12 protein-coding genes and 1 riboswitch are annotated in these 14,752 nt (G+C 66.5%); of the genes, 2 read left to right on the forward strand and 10 right to left on the reverse strand.

Features of this window, described 5'->3' with window-relative positions:
• Positions 1–3: 3 nt before the first annotated feature.
• The 8 genes from parC to PTT45_RS16695 form a co-directional block, all read right to left on the reverse strand.
• On the reverse strand, positions 4–2,262 hold the full coding sequence (gene parC / locus PTT45_RS16660; RefSeq protein ID WP_273814747.1) for a DNA topoisomerase IV subunit A: 2,259 nt from the start codon (positions 2,260–2,262) through the stop codon (positions 4–6).
• Between the two features lie 13 nt (positions 2,263–2,275).
• A complete protein-coding gene (locus PTT45_RS16665; RefSeq protein WP_273814748.1) occupies positions 2,276–2,803 on the reverse strand; it encodes a retropepsin-like aspartic protease family protein in 528 nt (175 codons plus the stop codon).
• On the reverse strand, positions 2,800–3,780 hold the full coding sequence (locus PTT45_RS16670) for an esterase-like activity of phytase family protein (RefSeq protein WP_273814749.1): 981 nt from the start codon (positions 3,778–3,780) through the stop codon (positions 2,800–2,802). Before PTT45_RS16670 ends, PTT45_RS16665 begins: the two co-directional genes overlap by 4 nt.
• A complete protein-coding gene (gene parE, locus PTT45_RS16675; protein WP_273814750.1) occupies positions 3,777–5,675 on the reverse strand; it encodes a DNA topoisomerase IV subunit B in 1,899 nt (632 codons plus the stop codon). Before parE ends, PTT45_RS16670 begins: the two co-directional genes overlap by 4 nt.
• 15 nt (positions 5,676–5,690) lie before the next feature.
• Positions 5,691–6,299, reverse strand: a complete 609-nt coding sequence (locus tag PTT45_RS16680; RefSeq protein ID WP_273814752.1) for a YqiA/YcfP family alpha/beta fold hydrolase — start codon at positions 6,297–6,299, stop codon at positions 5,691–5,693.
• 62 nt (positions 6,300–6,361) lie between these two features.
• Positions 6,362–7,177: a 3',5'-cyclic-AMP phosphodiesterase gene (gene cpdA / locus PTT45_RS16685; protein ID WP_273814754.1), complete on the reverse strand. Its 816-nt coding sequence runs from the start codon at positions 7,175–7,177 to the stop codon at positions 6,362–6,364.
• A 96-nt stretch (positions 7,178–7,273) separates the two neighbouring features.
• The gene (locus PTT45_RS16690) at positions 7,274–7,726 is read right to left on the reverse strand and encodes a DUF1249 domain-containing protein (RefSeq protein WP_273814755.1); all 453 of its coding nucleotides are present in this window, start codon (positions 7,724–7,726) and stop codon (positions 7,274–7,276) included.
• Positions 7,717–8,316 (reverse strand): NUDIX domain-containing protein, encoded by a 600-nt coding sequence (locus PTT45_RS16695; RefSeq protein ID WP_273814757.1) that lies wholly within the window; start codon positions 8,314–8,316, stop codon positions 7,717–7,719. The genes PTT45_RS16690 and PTT45_RS16695 overlap by 10 nt, the downstream gene beginning before the upstream one ends.
• A gap of 284 nt (positions 8,317–8,600) precedes the next feature.
• Here PTT45_RS16695 and PTT45_RS16700 point away from each other — a divergent pair, with 284 nt between their 5' ends.
• On the forward strand, positions 8,601–9,350 hold the full coding sequence (locus PTT45_RS16700; RefSeq protein WP_273814759.1) for an RsiV family protein: 750 nt from the start codon (positions 8,601–8,603) through the stop codon (positions 9,348–9,350).
• Here PTT45_RS16700 and cytX read toward each other — a convergent pair whose 3' ends face one another.
• Together cytX and thiC are read right to left on the reverse strand one after the other, a co-directional pair.
• Positions 9,351–10,616 carry a putative hydroxymethylpyrimidine transporter CytX gene (gene cytX / locus PTT45_RS16705; RefSeq protein ID WP_273814760.1) on the reverse strand — a complete coding sequence of 422 codons (1,266 nt, stop codon included), beginning with the start codon at positions 10,614–10,616 and terminating at the stop codon, positions 9,351–9,353.
• Positions 10,617–10,683: 67 nt separating this feature from the next.
• A complete protein-coding gene (thiC, locus tag PTT45_RS16710) occupies positions 10,684–12,570 on the reverse strand; it encodes a phosphomethylpyrimidine synthase ThiC (protein ID WP_273814761.1) in 1,887 nt (628 codons plus the stop codon).
• Positions 12,571–12,652: 82 nt separating this feature from the next.
• Positions 12,653–12,759, reverse strand: a riboswitch (TPP riboswitch).
• Positions 12,760–12,978: 219 nt separating this feature from the next.
• Here thiC and PTT45_RS16715 point away from each other — a divergent pair.
• Positions 12,979–14,424, forward strand: coding sequence for a TolC family outer membrane protein (locus PTT45_RS16715; protein WP_273814762.1), 1,446 nt, complete (start codon positions 12,979–12,981; stop codon positions 14,422–14,424).
• Positions 14,425–14,752 lie beyond the last annotated feature (328 nt).

A 14,752-nucleotide genomic window follows, 5' to 3' on the forward strand; every position in this document is an offset into this window, starting at 1 on the left:
GGCTCAGGCCGGGGTTTCCACCAGCAGCGAATCGACCCGCTGGAAGCCGCGCGGCAGCTTGTTGCCACGCCGCCCGCGTTCGCCCTTGTAGTGCTCCAGGTCGTCCGGCTTGAGCGACAGGGTGCGCTTGCCGGCCTGCAGGACCAGGGTGGAGCCATTGGGCAGCACGGCCAGGTCGGTGAGGTATTCCTCGCGGCTGGCCACGCGCTCACCGGGGATGCCGATGATCTTGTTGCCCTTGCCTTTGCCCAGTTGCGGCAGGTCGGCGACCTTGAACAGCAGCAGGCGACCTTCGGTGGTCACCGCCGCCAGCCAGTCTTCCTCGATGCTGGCTACCGGCTTGGGCGGCACCACCAGCGAGCCGTTGGGCAGGCTGAGCAGGGCCTTGCCGGCCTTGTTCTTGGCCTGCAGGTCCTCGCCCTTGACCACGAAGCCGTAGCCGGCATCCGAGGCGATCACGTACAGGGCGCTGTCTTCCGGCAGCAGCACGCAATCGAAGGTGGCGCCCGGCGGCGGCTGTAGGCGGCCGGTGAGCGGCTCGCCCTGGCCGCGTGCCGACGGCAGCGAGTGGGCGGCCAGCGAGTAGCTGCGCCCGGTGGAGTCGATGAACACGGCGTACTGGTTCGAGCGGCCCGGCGCGGCGGCCTTGAAGCCGTCGCCGGCCTTGTAGGACAGGCCGGTGGCGTCGATGTCGTGACCCTTGGCGCAACGTACCCAGCCTTTTTCCGAGAGCACCACGGTGACCGGTTCGGTCGGCATCAGTTCGGTTTCGCTGAGAGCCTTGGCCTCGGCACGGGCGACGATCGGCGAGCGGCGGTCATCGCCGTACTTCTCGGCGTCGTCGAGGATTTCCTGGCGTACCAGTTTCTTCAGCTTGGCCTCGCTGCCGAGCAGGGCCAGCAGCTTGGCGCGCTCCTTGGCCAGTTCGTCCTGCTCGCCACGGATCTTCATTTCTTCCAGGCGGGCCAGCTGGCGCAGGCGGGTGTCGAGGATGTAGTCGGCCTGGATGTCGGTGAGGCCGAAGCGCTCCATCAGCACCGGCTTGGGCTGATCCTCGGTACGGATGATGTGGATCACTTCATCCAGGTTGAGGAAGGCGGTGAGCAAGCCTTCCAACAGGTGCAGGCGCTTCTCGACCTTGTCCAGGCGGAACTGCAGGCGGCGGCGCACGGTGCCGACGCGGTACACCAGCCACTCGGTGAGCAGGGTGCGCAGGTCTTTCACCTGCGGCTTGCCGTCCAGGCCGATGACGTTGGTGTTGACCCGGTAGCTGGACTCCAGGTCGGTGGTGGCGAACAGGTGGGTCATCAGCTCGTCGGCATCGACGCGGTTGGAGCGCGGGATGATGACGATGCGGCAGGGGTTCTCGTGGTCCGACTCGTCGCGCAGGTCGGCGACCATCGGCAGCTTCTTGGCCTGCATCTGTGCGGCGATCTGCTCCAGCACCTTGGCCCCGGAGACCTGGTGCGGCAAGGCGGTGACCACGATGTCGCCGTCTTCTGCGCGGTACACGGCGCGCATGCGCACCGAGCCGCGGCCGGTCTCGTAGATCTTCAGCAGGTCGGCCTTGGGCGTGATGACTTCCGCCTCGGTGGGGAAGTCCGGGCCGAGGATGTGTTCGCACAGCTGCTCGACGGTGGCGCTCGGCTCATCGAGCAGGCGCACGCAGGCGCTGGCCACTTCGCGCAGGTTGTGCGGCGGCACGTCGGTGGCCATGCCCACGGCGATGCCGGTGGTGCCGTTGAGCAGGATGTTCGGCAGGCGCGCCGGCAGGGTCGCCGGTTCGTCCAGCGTGCCGTCGAAGTTCGGCACCCAGTCGACGGTGCCCTGGCCCAGTTCGTTGAGCAGCACTTCCGAATAGCGCGATAGACGCGCCTCGGTGTAACGCATGGCGGCGAAGGACTTGGGATCGTCCGGCGCACCCCAGTTGCCCTGGCCATCGACCAGGGTGTAGCGGTAGCTGAACGGCTGGGCCATCAGCACCATGGCTTCGTAGCAGGCGCTGTCGCCGTGCGGGTGGAACTTGCCGAGCACGTCACCGACGGTACGCGCCGACTTCTTGTGCTTGGAGTCGGCGTCCAGGCCCAGCTCGCTCATGGCGTAGACGATACGGCGCTGTACCGGCTTGAGGCCGTCGCCGATGTGCGGCAGGGCGCGGTCCATGATCACGTACATGGAGTAGTTGAGATAAGCCTGCTCGGTGAAGTCGGCAAGGGACCGACGTTCCACGCCTTCCAGGCTCAAGTCGAGGGTATCGCTCATGCGTGCCTCATGGTCATTTCAAAGATGTTGATTGGCGCAGCACCAGGGTGCCGCCCTTCTGGGTGAATTCGAGTTGCTTGAGGGCGCTCATGCCGAGCAGCACCTCGCGGCCTTCCATGCCGGGGGTGATCAGGGCCGCCACGTCGTGCAGGCGGATGTCGCCCAGCTGCAGCAGGCCCAAGCGGGTGCGCGCGCCGGTGACGGTGCCATTGGCTGTGCGGATCTGCACTGGCGCGCCGGGCTCCAGGCCCAGCTCCTTGGCCAGGGGCTGTGGAATGGCCACGGCGCTGGCGCCGGTGTCGAGCAGGAAGGTCACGGTGTGGCCGTCGATCTGCCCGTCCAGCACATAGTGGCCGCCACGGCTGCTGGCCAGGCTCACCTCGATGTAGTCGGCGCCGTGCACCGATTGCGGCTGGCGATTGGGGTTGTCGCGTTGCTCTTCCCAGCTGCCGAACCAGTGCGTGGCCAGGGCAAGGGCGGCGACCCAGGCCAGAATCAGCATCACGCGGGCGGCGCGCTGGCCGGCGGGACGTTCACTCATGGCGCACTCCAGCCGCCTTCCGGGGCCTTGAACTGCCAGAGCATCGGGCGGCTTTCGCCGTCACTGCGCGCCAGGTTGTTGTTGTCCAAGCCCAGCCAGGCACTGTCCTTGTCCAGCCAGAGTGCCTCGGCGACGCCGTAGGGTTCGGGATAGCGACGGCCTTCGGCCAGCGCCGCGGCGACGAACGACCAGCACTTTTCCTCCGCGCCGGTGTTCGGGTCGCGGCGGCAGATGCGGTGTTCCAGGCGTTCCAGGCTGAACAGCTTGCCATCGAAGAAGGCCAGGTCGCCGAAGCTGCGCGGGTAGCGTTTGTCGCTCTGCGGCGTCAGCGGCGAGCGCAGCTGGCCAGCCTCGGACATCAGGATGCAGCCGCCGGTGCAGCGCCAGCGGCCCTTCTCCAGGTGCAGCACCAGCAGGCCGCGGCGCTCGCGCTCGGCGGCCAGCCACAGGCGGGCTCCGGCCGGGTCGATGGCCAGGCCCTCGAGCAGGGCGTTGTGGCGCAACAGCATGCCGCTGGCGCGGGCCTGGCGGATCAGACCGTCGGGCAGCGGCAGCCATTCGGCCATGCCGCTGGGGCCGACCTGCAGCAGGGCGGTATGCGCCTCGCTGAGCAGATAGCGGTTGCCCTTGGTGTCGCAGCTGATGCTTTCGAAATCCAGCTCGCCGCCGCGCACCAGGTTGGCTACCCAGGTGCGCATGCGCAGGCCCCAGGGCAGCGCGCTGGGCGGCACTGGCGGCGCGTCGAAGGTCTCGATCTCGGCCTGCCAGGCGCCGTCTGCCGGGCGCAGCCGGTACAGACGATCATCCTCGCGGTCGGATACCGCCAGCCATTCCGCGCCGCAGCGGGTCAGGCCGGACAGGTTGCCGGCGACCATGCCGTCCACCGGATGCTCGGCCAGTAGTTGCAGCTGTACCGGTTCGGCGGCGAATGCGTTGCCGGCCAGCAGCAGGCCGGCCAGGGCCAGGCTCAACCTCACGCCAAGACCTCGGCGAGGTTGCCCTTGGACTCCAGCCAGCTCTTGCGGTCGCTGGCGCGCTTCTTGGCCAGCAGCATGTCCATCACTTCGCGGGTTGCCTCGAAGTCGTCCAGGCCCAGCTGCACCAGGCGGCGGGTGTTGGGGTCCATGGTGGTCTCGCGCAGCTGCGGCGGGTTCATCTCACCGAGGCCCTTGAAGCGGGTGACCTGCGGCTTGCCGCGGCGCTTCTCGGCCACCAGGCGGTCGAGGATGCCGTCGCGCTCGGCGTCGTCGAGGGCGTAGAAGATCTCCTTGCCCAGGTCGATGCGGTACAACGGCGGCATGGCCACATAGACGTGACCGGCTTCCACCAGCGGGCGGAAGTGGCGCACGAACAATGCGCAGAGCAGGGTGGCGATGTGCAGGCCGTCGGAGTCGGCGTCGGCGAGGATGCAGATCTTGCCGTAGCGCAGCTGGCTCAGGTCGTTGGAGCCCGGGTCGATGCCGATGGCCACGGCGATGTCGTGTACTTCCTGCGAGGCGAGGACTTCGCCGCCGTCGACTTCCCAGGTGTTCAGGATCTTGCCGCGCAGCGGCATGATGGCCTGGAACTCCTTGTCGCGGGCCTGCTTGGCGGAGCCGCCGGCGGAATCACCTTCGACCAGGAACAGCTCGGAACGCATCGGGTCCTGGCCTGCGCAGTCGGCCAGCTTGCCGGGCAGCGCTGGGCCCTGGGTGATCTTTTTGCGCTCGACCTTCTTGCCGGCCTTGAGGCGCCGCCCGGCGTTGCCGATGGCCTGCTCGGCCAGCAGCAGGCCGGTTTCCGGGTGGGCGTTGAGCCACAGGCTGAAGGCGTCCTTGACCACGCCGGAGACGAATGCCGAGGCCTCGCGGGAGGACAGGCGCTCCTTGGTCTGGCCGGAGAACTGGGCGTCCTGCATCTTCATCGAGAGGACGAAGGCGATGCGCTCCCAGACGTCTTCCGGTGCCAGCTTGACGCCGCGCGGCAGCAGGTTGCGGAACTCGCAGAACTCGCGCATGGCGTCCAGCAGGCCCTGGCGCAGGCCGTTGACGTGGGTGCCGCCCTGGGCGGTGGGGATCAGGTTGACGTAGCTTTCCTGCAGCGACTCGCCACCTTCGGGCAGCCACAACAGGGCCCAGTCCACCGCCTCCTTGTTGCCGGCGAGGGAGCCGCAGAACGGCTCGTCGGGCAGGCGCACGTGCTCGCTGACCGCGTCGGTGAGGTAGGAGCGCAGGCCGTCCTCGAAGTACCAGCGGGTGGTCTCGTCGCTGTTCTTGTCGCTGAAGGTGACTTCCAGGCCAGGGCACAGTACGGCCTTGGCCTTCAGCACATGCTTCAGGCGGCTGATGGAGAACTTCGGTGAATCGAAGTACTGCGGGTCGGGCCAGAAGCGCACGCTGGTGCCGGTGTTGCGCTTGCCGACGGTGCCGATCACTTCCAGGTCGGTGGCTTTGAAGCCGTCGGCGAAGGTCATGCGATGCTCGTTGCCGTCGCGCTTGACCTTGACCTCGACCTGGTTGGACAGGGCGTTCACCACCGAGATGCCCACGCCGTGCAGACCGCCGGAGAACTGGTAGTTCTTGTTGGAGAACTTGCCGCCGGCGTGCAGCTTGGTGAGGATCAGTTCGACACCGGGGATGCCTTCTTCCGGGTGGATGTCGACCGGCATGCCGCGGCCGTCGTCGATCACTTCCAGCGAGTTGTCCTCGTGGAGGATTACCTGGATGACCTTGGCGTGACCGGCCAGAGCCTCGTCGACGCTGTTGTCGATGACTTCCTGGGCCAGGTGGTTGGGCCGCGAGGTGTCGGTGTACATGCCCGGGCGCTTGCGCACCGGGTCCAGACCGGACAGTACTTCGATGGCATCGGCGTTGTAGGCGTTCTGCTGGGCCATGGTGTCTCTTGTCTATTAAAGGGTGGAAAAGTCGAAGTCGGCCCAGAGGGCGGGGGCGAAGCCGGCCAGCGCGAGGATTTCCGGGATGCGCTGGGCGAAGCCCTGGTAGCTGTGGTCGCCACCTTCACGGATGTCCAGGCTGCAGCTGCTGTAGAACGTCTCGGCCTGGCGGTAGTCCAGGGTCTCGTCGGCGGTCTGCAGCCACACGCGGTAGCGCGCGGCGTCCTGCGGCTCGGCTGTTTCCAGCTCCTGCAGGGCGGCGACGTGATCAACGGTCAGCAGCCAGGTCTCGTTGGTGTAGTGGTTGGTCTGCTCGACCTCCTTGCCGCCGAACAGCCGGTGCGGACGCACGGCCGGGTTGATCAGCAGGGCGGGAAGGCCATGCTGCTCGGCGAGGAAAGTGGAGTAGTAGCCGCCCAGCGAACTGCCGACCAGCAGCGGGCTGCCCAGTTCGGCGATGGCTGCCTGCAGCTGCTGCATGGCCTGGCGCGGGTGGTGATGCAGGGCCGGCACGCGCAGATGCTGGGCGATGCCGCAGTGTTCGGCCACCTTGAGCAGTTGGCTGGCCTTGGTCGAGGCCGGCGAACTGTTGAGGCCGTGGATATAGAGGATGCTGGGATTCATGGAGCGGGAGGCTACAAGCTAGGCGACGCCAGCCGCAAGCACTGATGGCCCGCGCTGCGGACTTAGTAGCCCTTGACGCTGTAGTCCACTTCGAAGTGGATGCCGGTGACGCGCGAGACGCCGGTCTCCAGCCGTCCGTCGGCATGCAGGCGCAGCCAGCGGTAGCCGGGGGCCGTGGTGTCGACCTGGAATTCCTCGCTGCCAGGGGCGAACTGCACGCAGGTGGAGGGCGAGGCGAGCAGGCGGATGCCGCCGCGCTGCTGGTCGAACTCCTGGTGCACGTGACCCCAGAGCACCGCCTTGACCTGGGCGTGGCGCTCCAGCACGGCGAACAGGGCGTCGGGGTTGCGGATGCCGATCGGCTCCATCCACTTGCAGCCGATGGACACCGGGTGATGGTGGAAGCAGACCAGATGATGACGTTCGGGGGCTTCGCTCAGCGCGCGCTCCAGCAGCTCGAGCTGGTCGTCGGCCAGGTAGCCGGGTACCGCGCCGGGGATCGACGAGTCGAGCAGGATGATGCGCCAGTTGCCCATGTCCACCACCGGCTGCAGCAGGTCGCTGCCGGCGCAGGCTGCCTGCATGGCGGGCAGTTCGTCGTGGTTGCCGGGGAACCAGCGGGCCGCACCTTCAAGGCTGGAGGTGAGCTGGCGGAAGCGTTGGTAGGATTCCACGCTGCCGTCCTGGGAGAGGTCGCCGGTGGCGAGAATCAGGTCGATGTCGGTCTGTTCGACCTGTACCCGTTCGATCACCTTTTCCAGGCTGTCCTGGGTGTTCATGCCCAGCAGTTTGCCGTCCGATTCGGCAAAAAGGTGGCTGTCCGACAACTGCACGAGCAGTACCGGACGGTCTGGGACAAGAGACGACGGGCGCGACAAGGGCCAACTCCTGAGCGGGTTCCCAGGATTATGGTGGGTGAAACGCGATTCGGTAAACCCGGCAAACGTGAACCCGTCACATTTGCGTGGTTGTGATCACAACACCGGCGCCAGCTCGTGACCGCAGGCGATGCAGTGGCTCAGCCATTCGCCGAGGAACAGGTTGAGCTGGGTCTTCTCGTCCGGCTGGTGCATGGCGGCGTTGGGGTAGGGGTAGATGCCGCGGAAGCGCCGGGCGTTTTCCGCACCGATTACCTCGGCCATGCGCGCGTCGTGGTAGGCGCGCACTTCCAGGCGCGGCACCGGCAGCCAGGTTAGGCTGTGTTCCTGGCGTACTTCCAGAGTGGTGGTGTAGGGGCAGTTCTCGGTGACACGAATCAGCAGCACGCCTAGCAGCAGGTCGCCTTGGCTCAGGGCCACGCGGCGCTCGCCTTGCGCCGCACGCATGTCCGGCAACAGGCGCAGCAGGCGCGCGTAGTTGGCTTCGCAAGCGGCCTGCAGCTCGACCAGGTCGACCCGGTAGCGCTCGCGCAGCAGGTTCATGACCACAGCCCCCGCACTTCGGCGCGGTTCAGCGCCAGCCACTGCAGGGCGATGATGCTAGCGGCGTTGTTGATGCGCCCGTCCTTCACCGCCTGCAGGGCATCCTCCAGCGGCCAGACGTGCACGCGAATGTCCTCGCCTTCCTCGGCCAGGCCATGCACGCCGCCCACGCCTTCGCTGTCGCAACGGCCGACATAGAGGTACACGAGCTCGTCGGAGCCGCCGGGGGAGGGGTAGTACTGGGTGATGGGCCAGAGTGCGCCGAGCTTGAGGTCGGCCTCTTCCTCGGCCTCGCGGTGGGCCACTTCCTCGGGTTGCTCGTCCTTGTCGATCAGCCCGGCGACCAGCTCCAGCAGCCAGGGGTTGCTGCTCTTCTCCATGGCGCCGACGCGGAACTGCTCGAGCAGCACCACGGTGTCGCGTTGCGGGTCGTATGGCAGCACGCACACGGCGTCGTGGCGCACGAACAGTTCGCGGCTGAGCTGCGGGCCCATGCCGCCGGCGAACTGGCGGTGGCGCAGATGCAGGCGGTCCAGGCGATAGAAGCCCTTGAAGCAGGTCTCGCGCTGGAGTACCTCGACATCGGCATGTGACATGTATTTCCCCCTGTCCCGCAGGAACGAGCCTGCGTCATGTGTGGGCGCGTCGTGCTTCGCTTGAATGTGCGCGCCCTGGCGGTGCTTTGGCAAGCCGGCGGAGCGTTCGTTCCCCGGCGTTCTGCAGCGGATTATAGCGGTGCGCATGTGACCTTTTGTTTGGCGCTGACGCACAGCTTGGGCTTGGATGGCCGCGTGCCGGCAGCGACAATGAGCGCCGCCGCGCCGGGAACGCCCGCCGCGCCGTGCAGTCGAAACGCCCGTCGTCGCACCGAGGAGAATTCATGCGTTGCATCGCCGCTGTCGGTCTGTTGTCCCTGTCGCTCCTGCTCAGCGGCTGCCAGTCATTGCTGCTTGCGTCCAGGCCCGAGTCGGGGTTGGCCACCAGCCGCCAGGCCTGGGAGCACCGCGCGTCGGGCTGCGAGGCCAAGGACTGCGCGCTGGTCAATATCGACCTGCAGAAGCTGGATGACCTGCCAGAGCTGAATGCGCGCATCGAGCAGGAGCTGCTCAAGCTGACCATCGAGCTGCCGGGCGATCCACCGCCGCCCTCGCTGGAGGTCTACGAGAAGGAATTCCTGGCCAGTGCCCAGCCGGGCTGGATGAGTTACCTGCAGGCCAAGGTGCTGGAGCAGCACGACCGCCTGGTGGTGATCGAGCTGTCCAGCTACCGCTTCACCGGCGGCGCCCACGGCATCCCCGGGCGTGCCTACCTCAACTACGACCGCGAGAAGGGCCGCCTGCTGAGCCTGGACGACCTGCTGCTGCCGGACGGAGAGACCGCCTTCTGGCAGCAGGCCGAGCTGGCGTACCAGGCCTGGCTCAAGTCCAGCGGCCTGGGCGATGACCTGGAATACCAGGCCAACTGGCCCTTCGCCCGCACCGCCAACGTGGCCCTGCTGCGCGACTCGGTGATGCTCAAGTACGAGGTCGGCCGCATCGCTCCCTACTCCAGCGGCCACCCCGACCTGCGCATTCCCTATTCGCGCCTCAACGGCATCCTCAAGCCCTTCTATTTCCCCGGTCGCGGCTGATCAGCGACCGGCCAGCTTGCCCAGCAGCAGTTGCAGCACGGCCGCCAGGCCCAGCGCCGGCAGGGTGGCACCGACGGTGGGGTAGACGTTCACCAGCACGTGGAAGGTTGCGACACCGCAGGCCCAGGCCAGCAGGCTGTCCCAGCGCAGCAGCGGCACACTGCTCGGCAGCTGGCGGCGGCGCAGGACGAAGTGGTCCATCAGCACCACGCCAAACAGCGGCGCGAATACTGAGCCGATCAGCAGCAGGAAGTGCTCGTACTGCGCCAGCGGGGCGAACCAGGCGATCAGGGTGCACAGCACGCCGATGGCCAGCGCCAGGTGCTCGACCTTGAACGGCAGCAGGGTGCCACTGGAAACCGCGGCCGAGTGGATGTCGGCGAAAGCCTTCTCCGACTCGTCGAGCAGGATCAGCAGCAGCGGGATGCCCATGCCGGCGCCGGCCAGGGCCAACAGCAGGGTATTGGCCTCGCCCGGTGCGGCGAACGCCAGGGTGTATGCCACGCCCAGGCTCATCAGCCACAGGCAACCGACGAAGAAGCCCAGCGCCGCACCGGCGAACACGCCACCGGCACGCTTGCCGAAGCGCGAGTAGTCGGCGATCAGCGGCAGCCAGGACAGCGGCATGGCAATGGCCAGGTCGAAGCCCAGGGCGAAGCTCATCGAGCCATCGCCCGGGCGAGCCCAGAGCGCGGCCATGTCGGCCTTGGCGAACAGGTTCCAGGTCAGCCAGGCGCAGGCGCCGAGCAGCAGCCAGATGCCCCACTTGCGCAGCACGCGACGCACGAAGGCCAGCGGCCCGGCCACTGCCAGCAGGGTGGCCAGGGCGCCGAAGAACAGGGTCCACAGCGTGGCATTGGTCCAGACGCTATCGGCGCCCAGGTGCTTGCCGGCCAGCAGGCTGGCGGCATCGCGCATGACGATGATCTCGAAGGCACCCCAGCCCACCAGTTGCAGCAGGTTGAGCAGTGCCGGCAGCGCCGCGCCGTGGCGACCGAGGCTCAGGCGCAGGGCGGCCATCGAGGCCATGCCGGTGTCGCTGCCGATCACGCCGACCGCGCCGAGCAGTAGGGCGCCGAGGCCGACGCCAAGCACCAGCGCCAGCAGCGAGCCAGCCAGGCCCAGGCCGGGGGCGAGCAGGGCGCCGGCTTGCAGCACCATCAGGCCCATGCCGAGGGAGAACCACAGGGCGAGCAGGTCGCGGGCGCCGAAGGCGCGCTCGGTGAGCGGCACGGCGAGGTTGGGAGAGTAGTTGGCAGTGGTCACTTCGTTGTTGTTCTCAGTGATGGAATGAAAAGGCCCCGCACACAACGCAGGGCCTGTCTGTTGCAGGTCAGACCTGCTTGTAGATCAGCGAGCCTTCTTCCTTGAAGCGCCCGGACTGCTCGGCGAAGCCGGCCTCGATGGCCTTCTGCTCGTCGGTCAGGCCGTTGTCCTTGGCGTAGTCGCGCACTTCCTGGGTGATCTTCATCGAGCAGAACTTCGGTCCGCACATGGAGCAGAAGTGCGCGACCTTGGCCGAGTCTTTTGGCAGGGTCTCGTCGTGGAAGGCGCGCGCGGTGTCCGGGTCGAGGCCGAGGTTGAACTGGTCTTCCCAGCGGAACTCGAAGCGTGCCTTGGACAGGGCGTTGTCGCGGATCTGCGCGCCCGGGTGGCCCTTGGCGAGGTCGGCGGCGTGCGCGGCGATCTTGTAGGTGATGATCCCGGTCTTCACGTCATCCTTGTTCGGCAGACCTAGGTGCTCCTTGGGCGTGACGTAGCAGAGCATGGCGCAGCCGAACCAGCCGATCATGGCGGCGCCGATGCCGCTGGTGATGTGGTCGTAGCCGGGGGCGATGTCGGTGGTCAGCGGGCCGAGGGTGTAGAACGGCGCCTCGTCGCAGCATTCGAGCTGCTTGTCCATGTTCTCCTTGATCAGCTGCATCGGCACGTGGCCGGGGCCTTCGATCATGCACTGCACGTCGTGCTTCCAGGCGATCTTGGTCAGCTCGCCGAGGGTCTCCAGCTCACCGAACTGCGCGGCGTCGTTGGCGTCGGCGATGGAGCCCGGGCGCAGGCCGTCGCCCAGCGAGAAGCTGACGTCGTAGGCCTTCATGATTTCGCAGATTTCCTCGAAGTTCGTATAGAGGAAATTCTCCTTGTGGTGCGCCAGGCACCACTTGGCCATGATCGAACCACCACGGGAAACGATGCCGGTGACCCGCTTGGCGGTCAGCGGCACATAGCGCAGCAGTACGCCGGAGTGGATGGTGAAGTAGTCCACGCCTTGCTCGGCCTGCTCGATCAGGGTGTCGCGGAACAGCTCCCAGGTCAGGTCCTCGGCGATACCGTCGACCTTCTCCAGCGCCTGGTACACCGGTACGGTGCCGATCGGCACGGGGCTGTTGCGGATGATCCACTCGCGGGTCTCGTGGATGTGCTTGCCGGTGGACAGGTCCATCACCGTGTCCGAGCCCCAGCGGATGCCCCAGGTCAGCTTGGCCACTTCCTCTTCGATGGATGAACCGAGGGCGCTGTTGCCGATGTTGCCGTTGATCTTCACCAGGAAGTTGCGGCCGATGATCATCGGCTCCAGCTCCACATGGTTGATGTTGGCCGGGATGATGGCGCGGCCGCGGGCGATCTCGGAGCGGACGAACTCGGGGGTGATTTCCTTGGGGATGCTGGCGCCGAAGCTGTGGCCGGCGTGTTGCTCCTTCAGCAGCCCGGCCTCGCGCGCCTCGATCAGCTTCATGTTCTCGCGGATGGCGACGAACTCCATCTCGGGCGTGATGATGCCCTGCTTGGCGTAGTGCATCTGGCTGACGTTCTTGCCGGCCTTGGCGCGGCGCGGGTTGCGCACATGGGCGAAGCGCATGGCCGCCAGTTCGGCGTCGGCCAGGCGGCGCTGGCCGAACTCGGAGGACAGGCCTGGCAGCCGCTCGGTGTCGCCACGGTCCTCGATCCAGGCACTGCGCACATCACTCAGGCCCTGGCGCACGTCGATGGTCACGCTCGGGTCGGTGTAGGGGCCGGAGGTGTCGTAGACGGTGACCGGGGCGTTGATCTCACCGCCGAACGCGGTGGGCGTCACGTCCAGGCTGATCTCGCGCATCGGCACGCGGATGTCCGGGCGCGAGCCCTGGACATAGACTTTCTGCGAACGGGGAAAGGGCTGGATCGACTGCTGATCGACCTGGGCGCTCTCACTGAGGTTTTTCTGTTGTTGTTTGACGCTCATCGGCTCGGCTCCTCGGTGGGATGTCGGAGCGAACCTGATGAAGGTGCACCATGGGCGGTGCCGAGAGGACTCGCGCGCAGTGCGGCGAGGACATCTTGTTCCCTACGCAGGCCTTAACCTGATCAGGTTCAACGGGATCCGGAACTTTCCGATCTCAGCCCACGATTCTGGGCGCCCCGACAAGAACTGGTCGCAGTCTAATCAAAAATTGTACACAGCAGCAATCGAACTGCTCTTTCTGCGCTGCGTTTCGTCGGTGGCGCGGGTTCTGGTCTATAAAGCTTGGGCATTGTTGCGATCAAGCAACAAAGCTTGTCGCAAACCGGCCTACCGTTGCGTTGCGCTCGCCTTGACCGCCGCCAGCGGCAGCCTTAGCCTTGCCCGATTCCCCTGTATCTAGGACTGATCATGCTACGCAGACTCTCTCTGGCGCTCGCAGTAGCTGCTGCCACCTCTGGAATGGCCTGGGCGGAAGACGCTCCCCTGGCGACCAAGACCGATCTGGTCACCGTCTATAACGAGGCGGTGAAGAACAACGCCGATCTGGCTGCCGCGCGCGCCAACTACGCGGCGATCAGCGAAGTGGTGCCGCAGGCCCGCGCGGGTCTGCTGCCGAACCTGACCGCTGGTGCCGACAGCATGCACACCGACACCAAGGTGGACACCAACGTCAGCGACGTGGACGCCACGCGCAGCGGCCTGTCCTACCGCGCCAACCTGAGTCAGCCGCTGTTCCGCGCCGACCGCTGGTTCCAGTTCCAGGCGGCCAAGGCCACCGACCAGCAGTACGCCCTGCAGCTCTCCGCGACCGAGCAGAACCTGATCCTGCAGAGCGCCGAGACCTACTTCGCCGTGCTCCGTGCCCAGGACACCCTGGCTTCGACCAAGGCCGAGGAAGCGGCGTTCAAACGTCAGCTGGACCAGGCCAACGAGCGTTTCGACGTGGGCCTGTCGGACAAGACCGACGTGCTCGAAGCCCAGGCCGGCTACGACACCGCCCGTGCCAACCGCATCCTCGCCCAACGCGCCGTGGATGACTCCTTCCAGGCGCTGGTGACCCTGACCAACCACGACTACGCCTCGATCGAGGGCATCCTGCACACCCTGCCGGTGCTGGTGCCGACGCCGAACGATGCCAAGGCCTGGGTCGACACCGCCGCCCAGCAGAACCTCAATCTGCAGGCCAGCAACTACGCGGTCGACGCTGCCGAAGAGACCCTGCGTCAGCGCAAGGCCGGCCATGCGCCGACCCTGGACGCCGTCGCCCAGTACCAGAAGGGTGACAACGACAGCCTCGGCTTCTCCAACCCGACCGGCACCGGCCTGCGCTACAACGATGAGGCCGAGCAGACCAGTATCGGTTTGCAGCTGAACATCCCGATCTACAGCGGTGGCCTGACCAGCTCCCAGGTGCGCGAGGCCTACCAGCGCGTCAACCAAAGCGAGCAGGAGCGCGAGAGTCTGCGCCGGCAGGTCGTCGAGAACACCCGCAACCTGCACCGCGCGGTGAACACCGACGTGGAGACCGTGCAGGCCCGTCGCCAGTCGATCATCTCCAACCAGAGCGCCCTGGAAGCCACCGAGATCGGCTACCAGGTCGGTACCCGCAACATCGTCGACGTGCTCGATGCCCAGCGTCAGCTGTACAGCTCGGTGCGCAACTACAACGATGCCCGCTACGACTACATCCTCAACAACCTGCGCCTGAAGCAGGCTGCCGGCACCCTGGCGCCGACTGATCTGGAAGCCCTGTCCGGCTTCCTCAAGCCGGACTACAACCCGGACAAGGACTTCCTGCCGCCAGACCTGGCCAAGGCAGCGGAAGCCCAGCTCAAGGGCAACTCCGACTACTGAGTCAGTGCGATGATCGAAGCCCCGCCCAGTGCGGGGCTTTTTTATGCGCGCTTTTGGCCTATACCTTGCTTTGGTTACAGCTTTTGTAAGTGCGGCCGATGCGCTGTCATCGGGTCGCCTGACCGGAAGGAGTTTCGCAGTGTCCGTTCTGTTTTCTCTATTGCGCAGCCGCTTGCTGCGCCCAGTCTTCATCGCTCTCGGCCTAGCCATGCTGGCGCAGGTCGGTATCGCCGTCTGGCTGACGCGCGCGACCGTCGATAACCTGGTCAACGACCTGACCCAGCGCCTGGGCGGCGAGAGCCAGCGCCTGGCCAGTGAGCTGGGCAGC

The sequence above is a fragment of the Pseudomonas sp. Gutcm_11s genome (genome assembly GCF_028649395.1).
Classification (GTDB): Bacteria; Pseudomonadota; Gammaproteobacteria; order Pseudomonadales; family Pseudomonadaceae; genus Aquipseudomonas.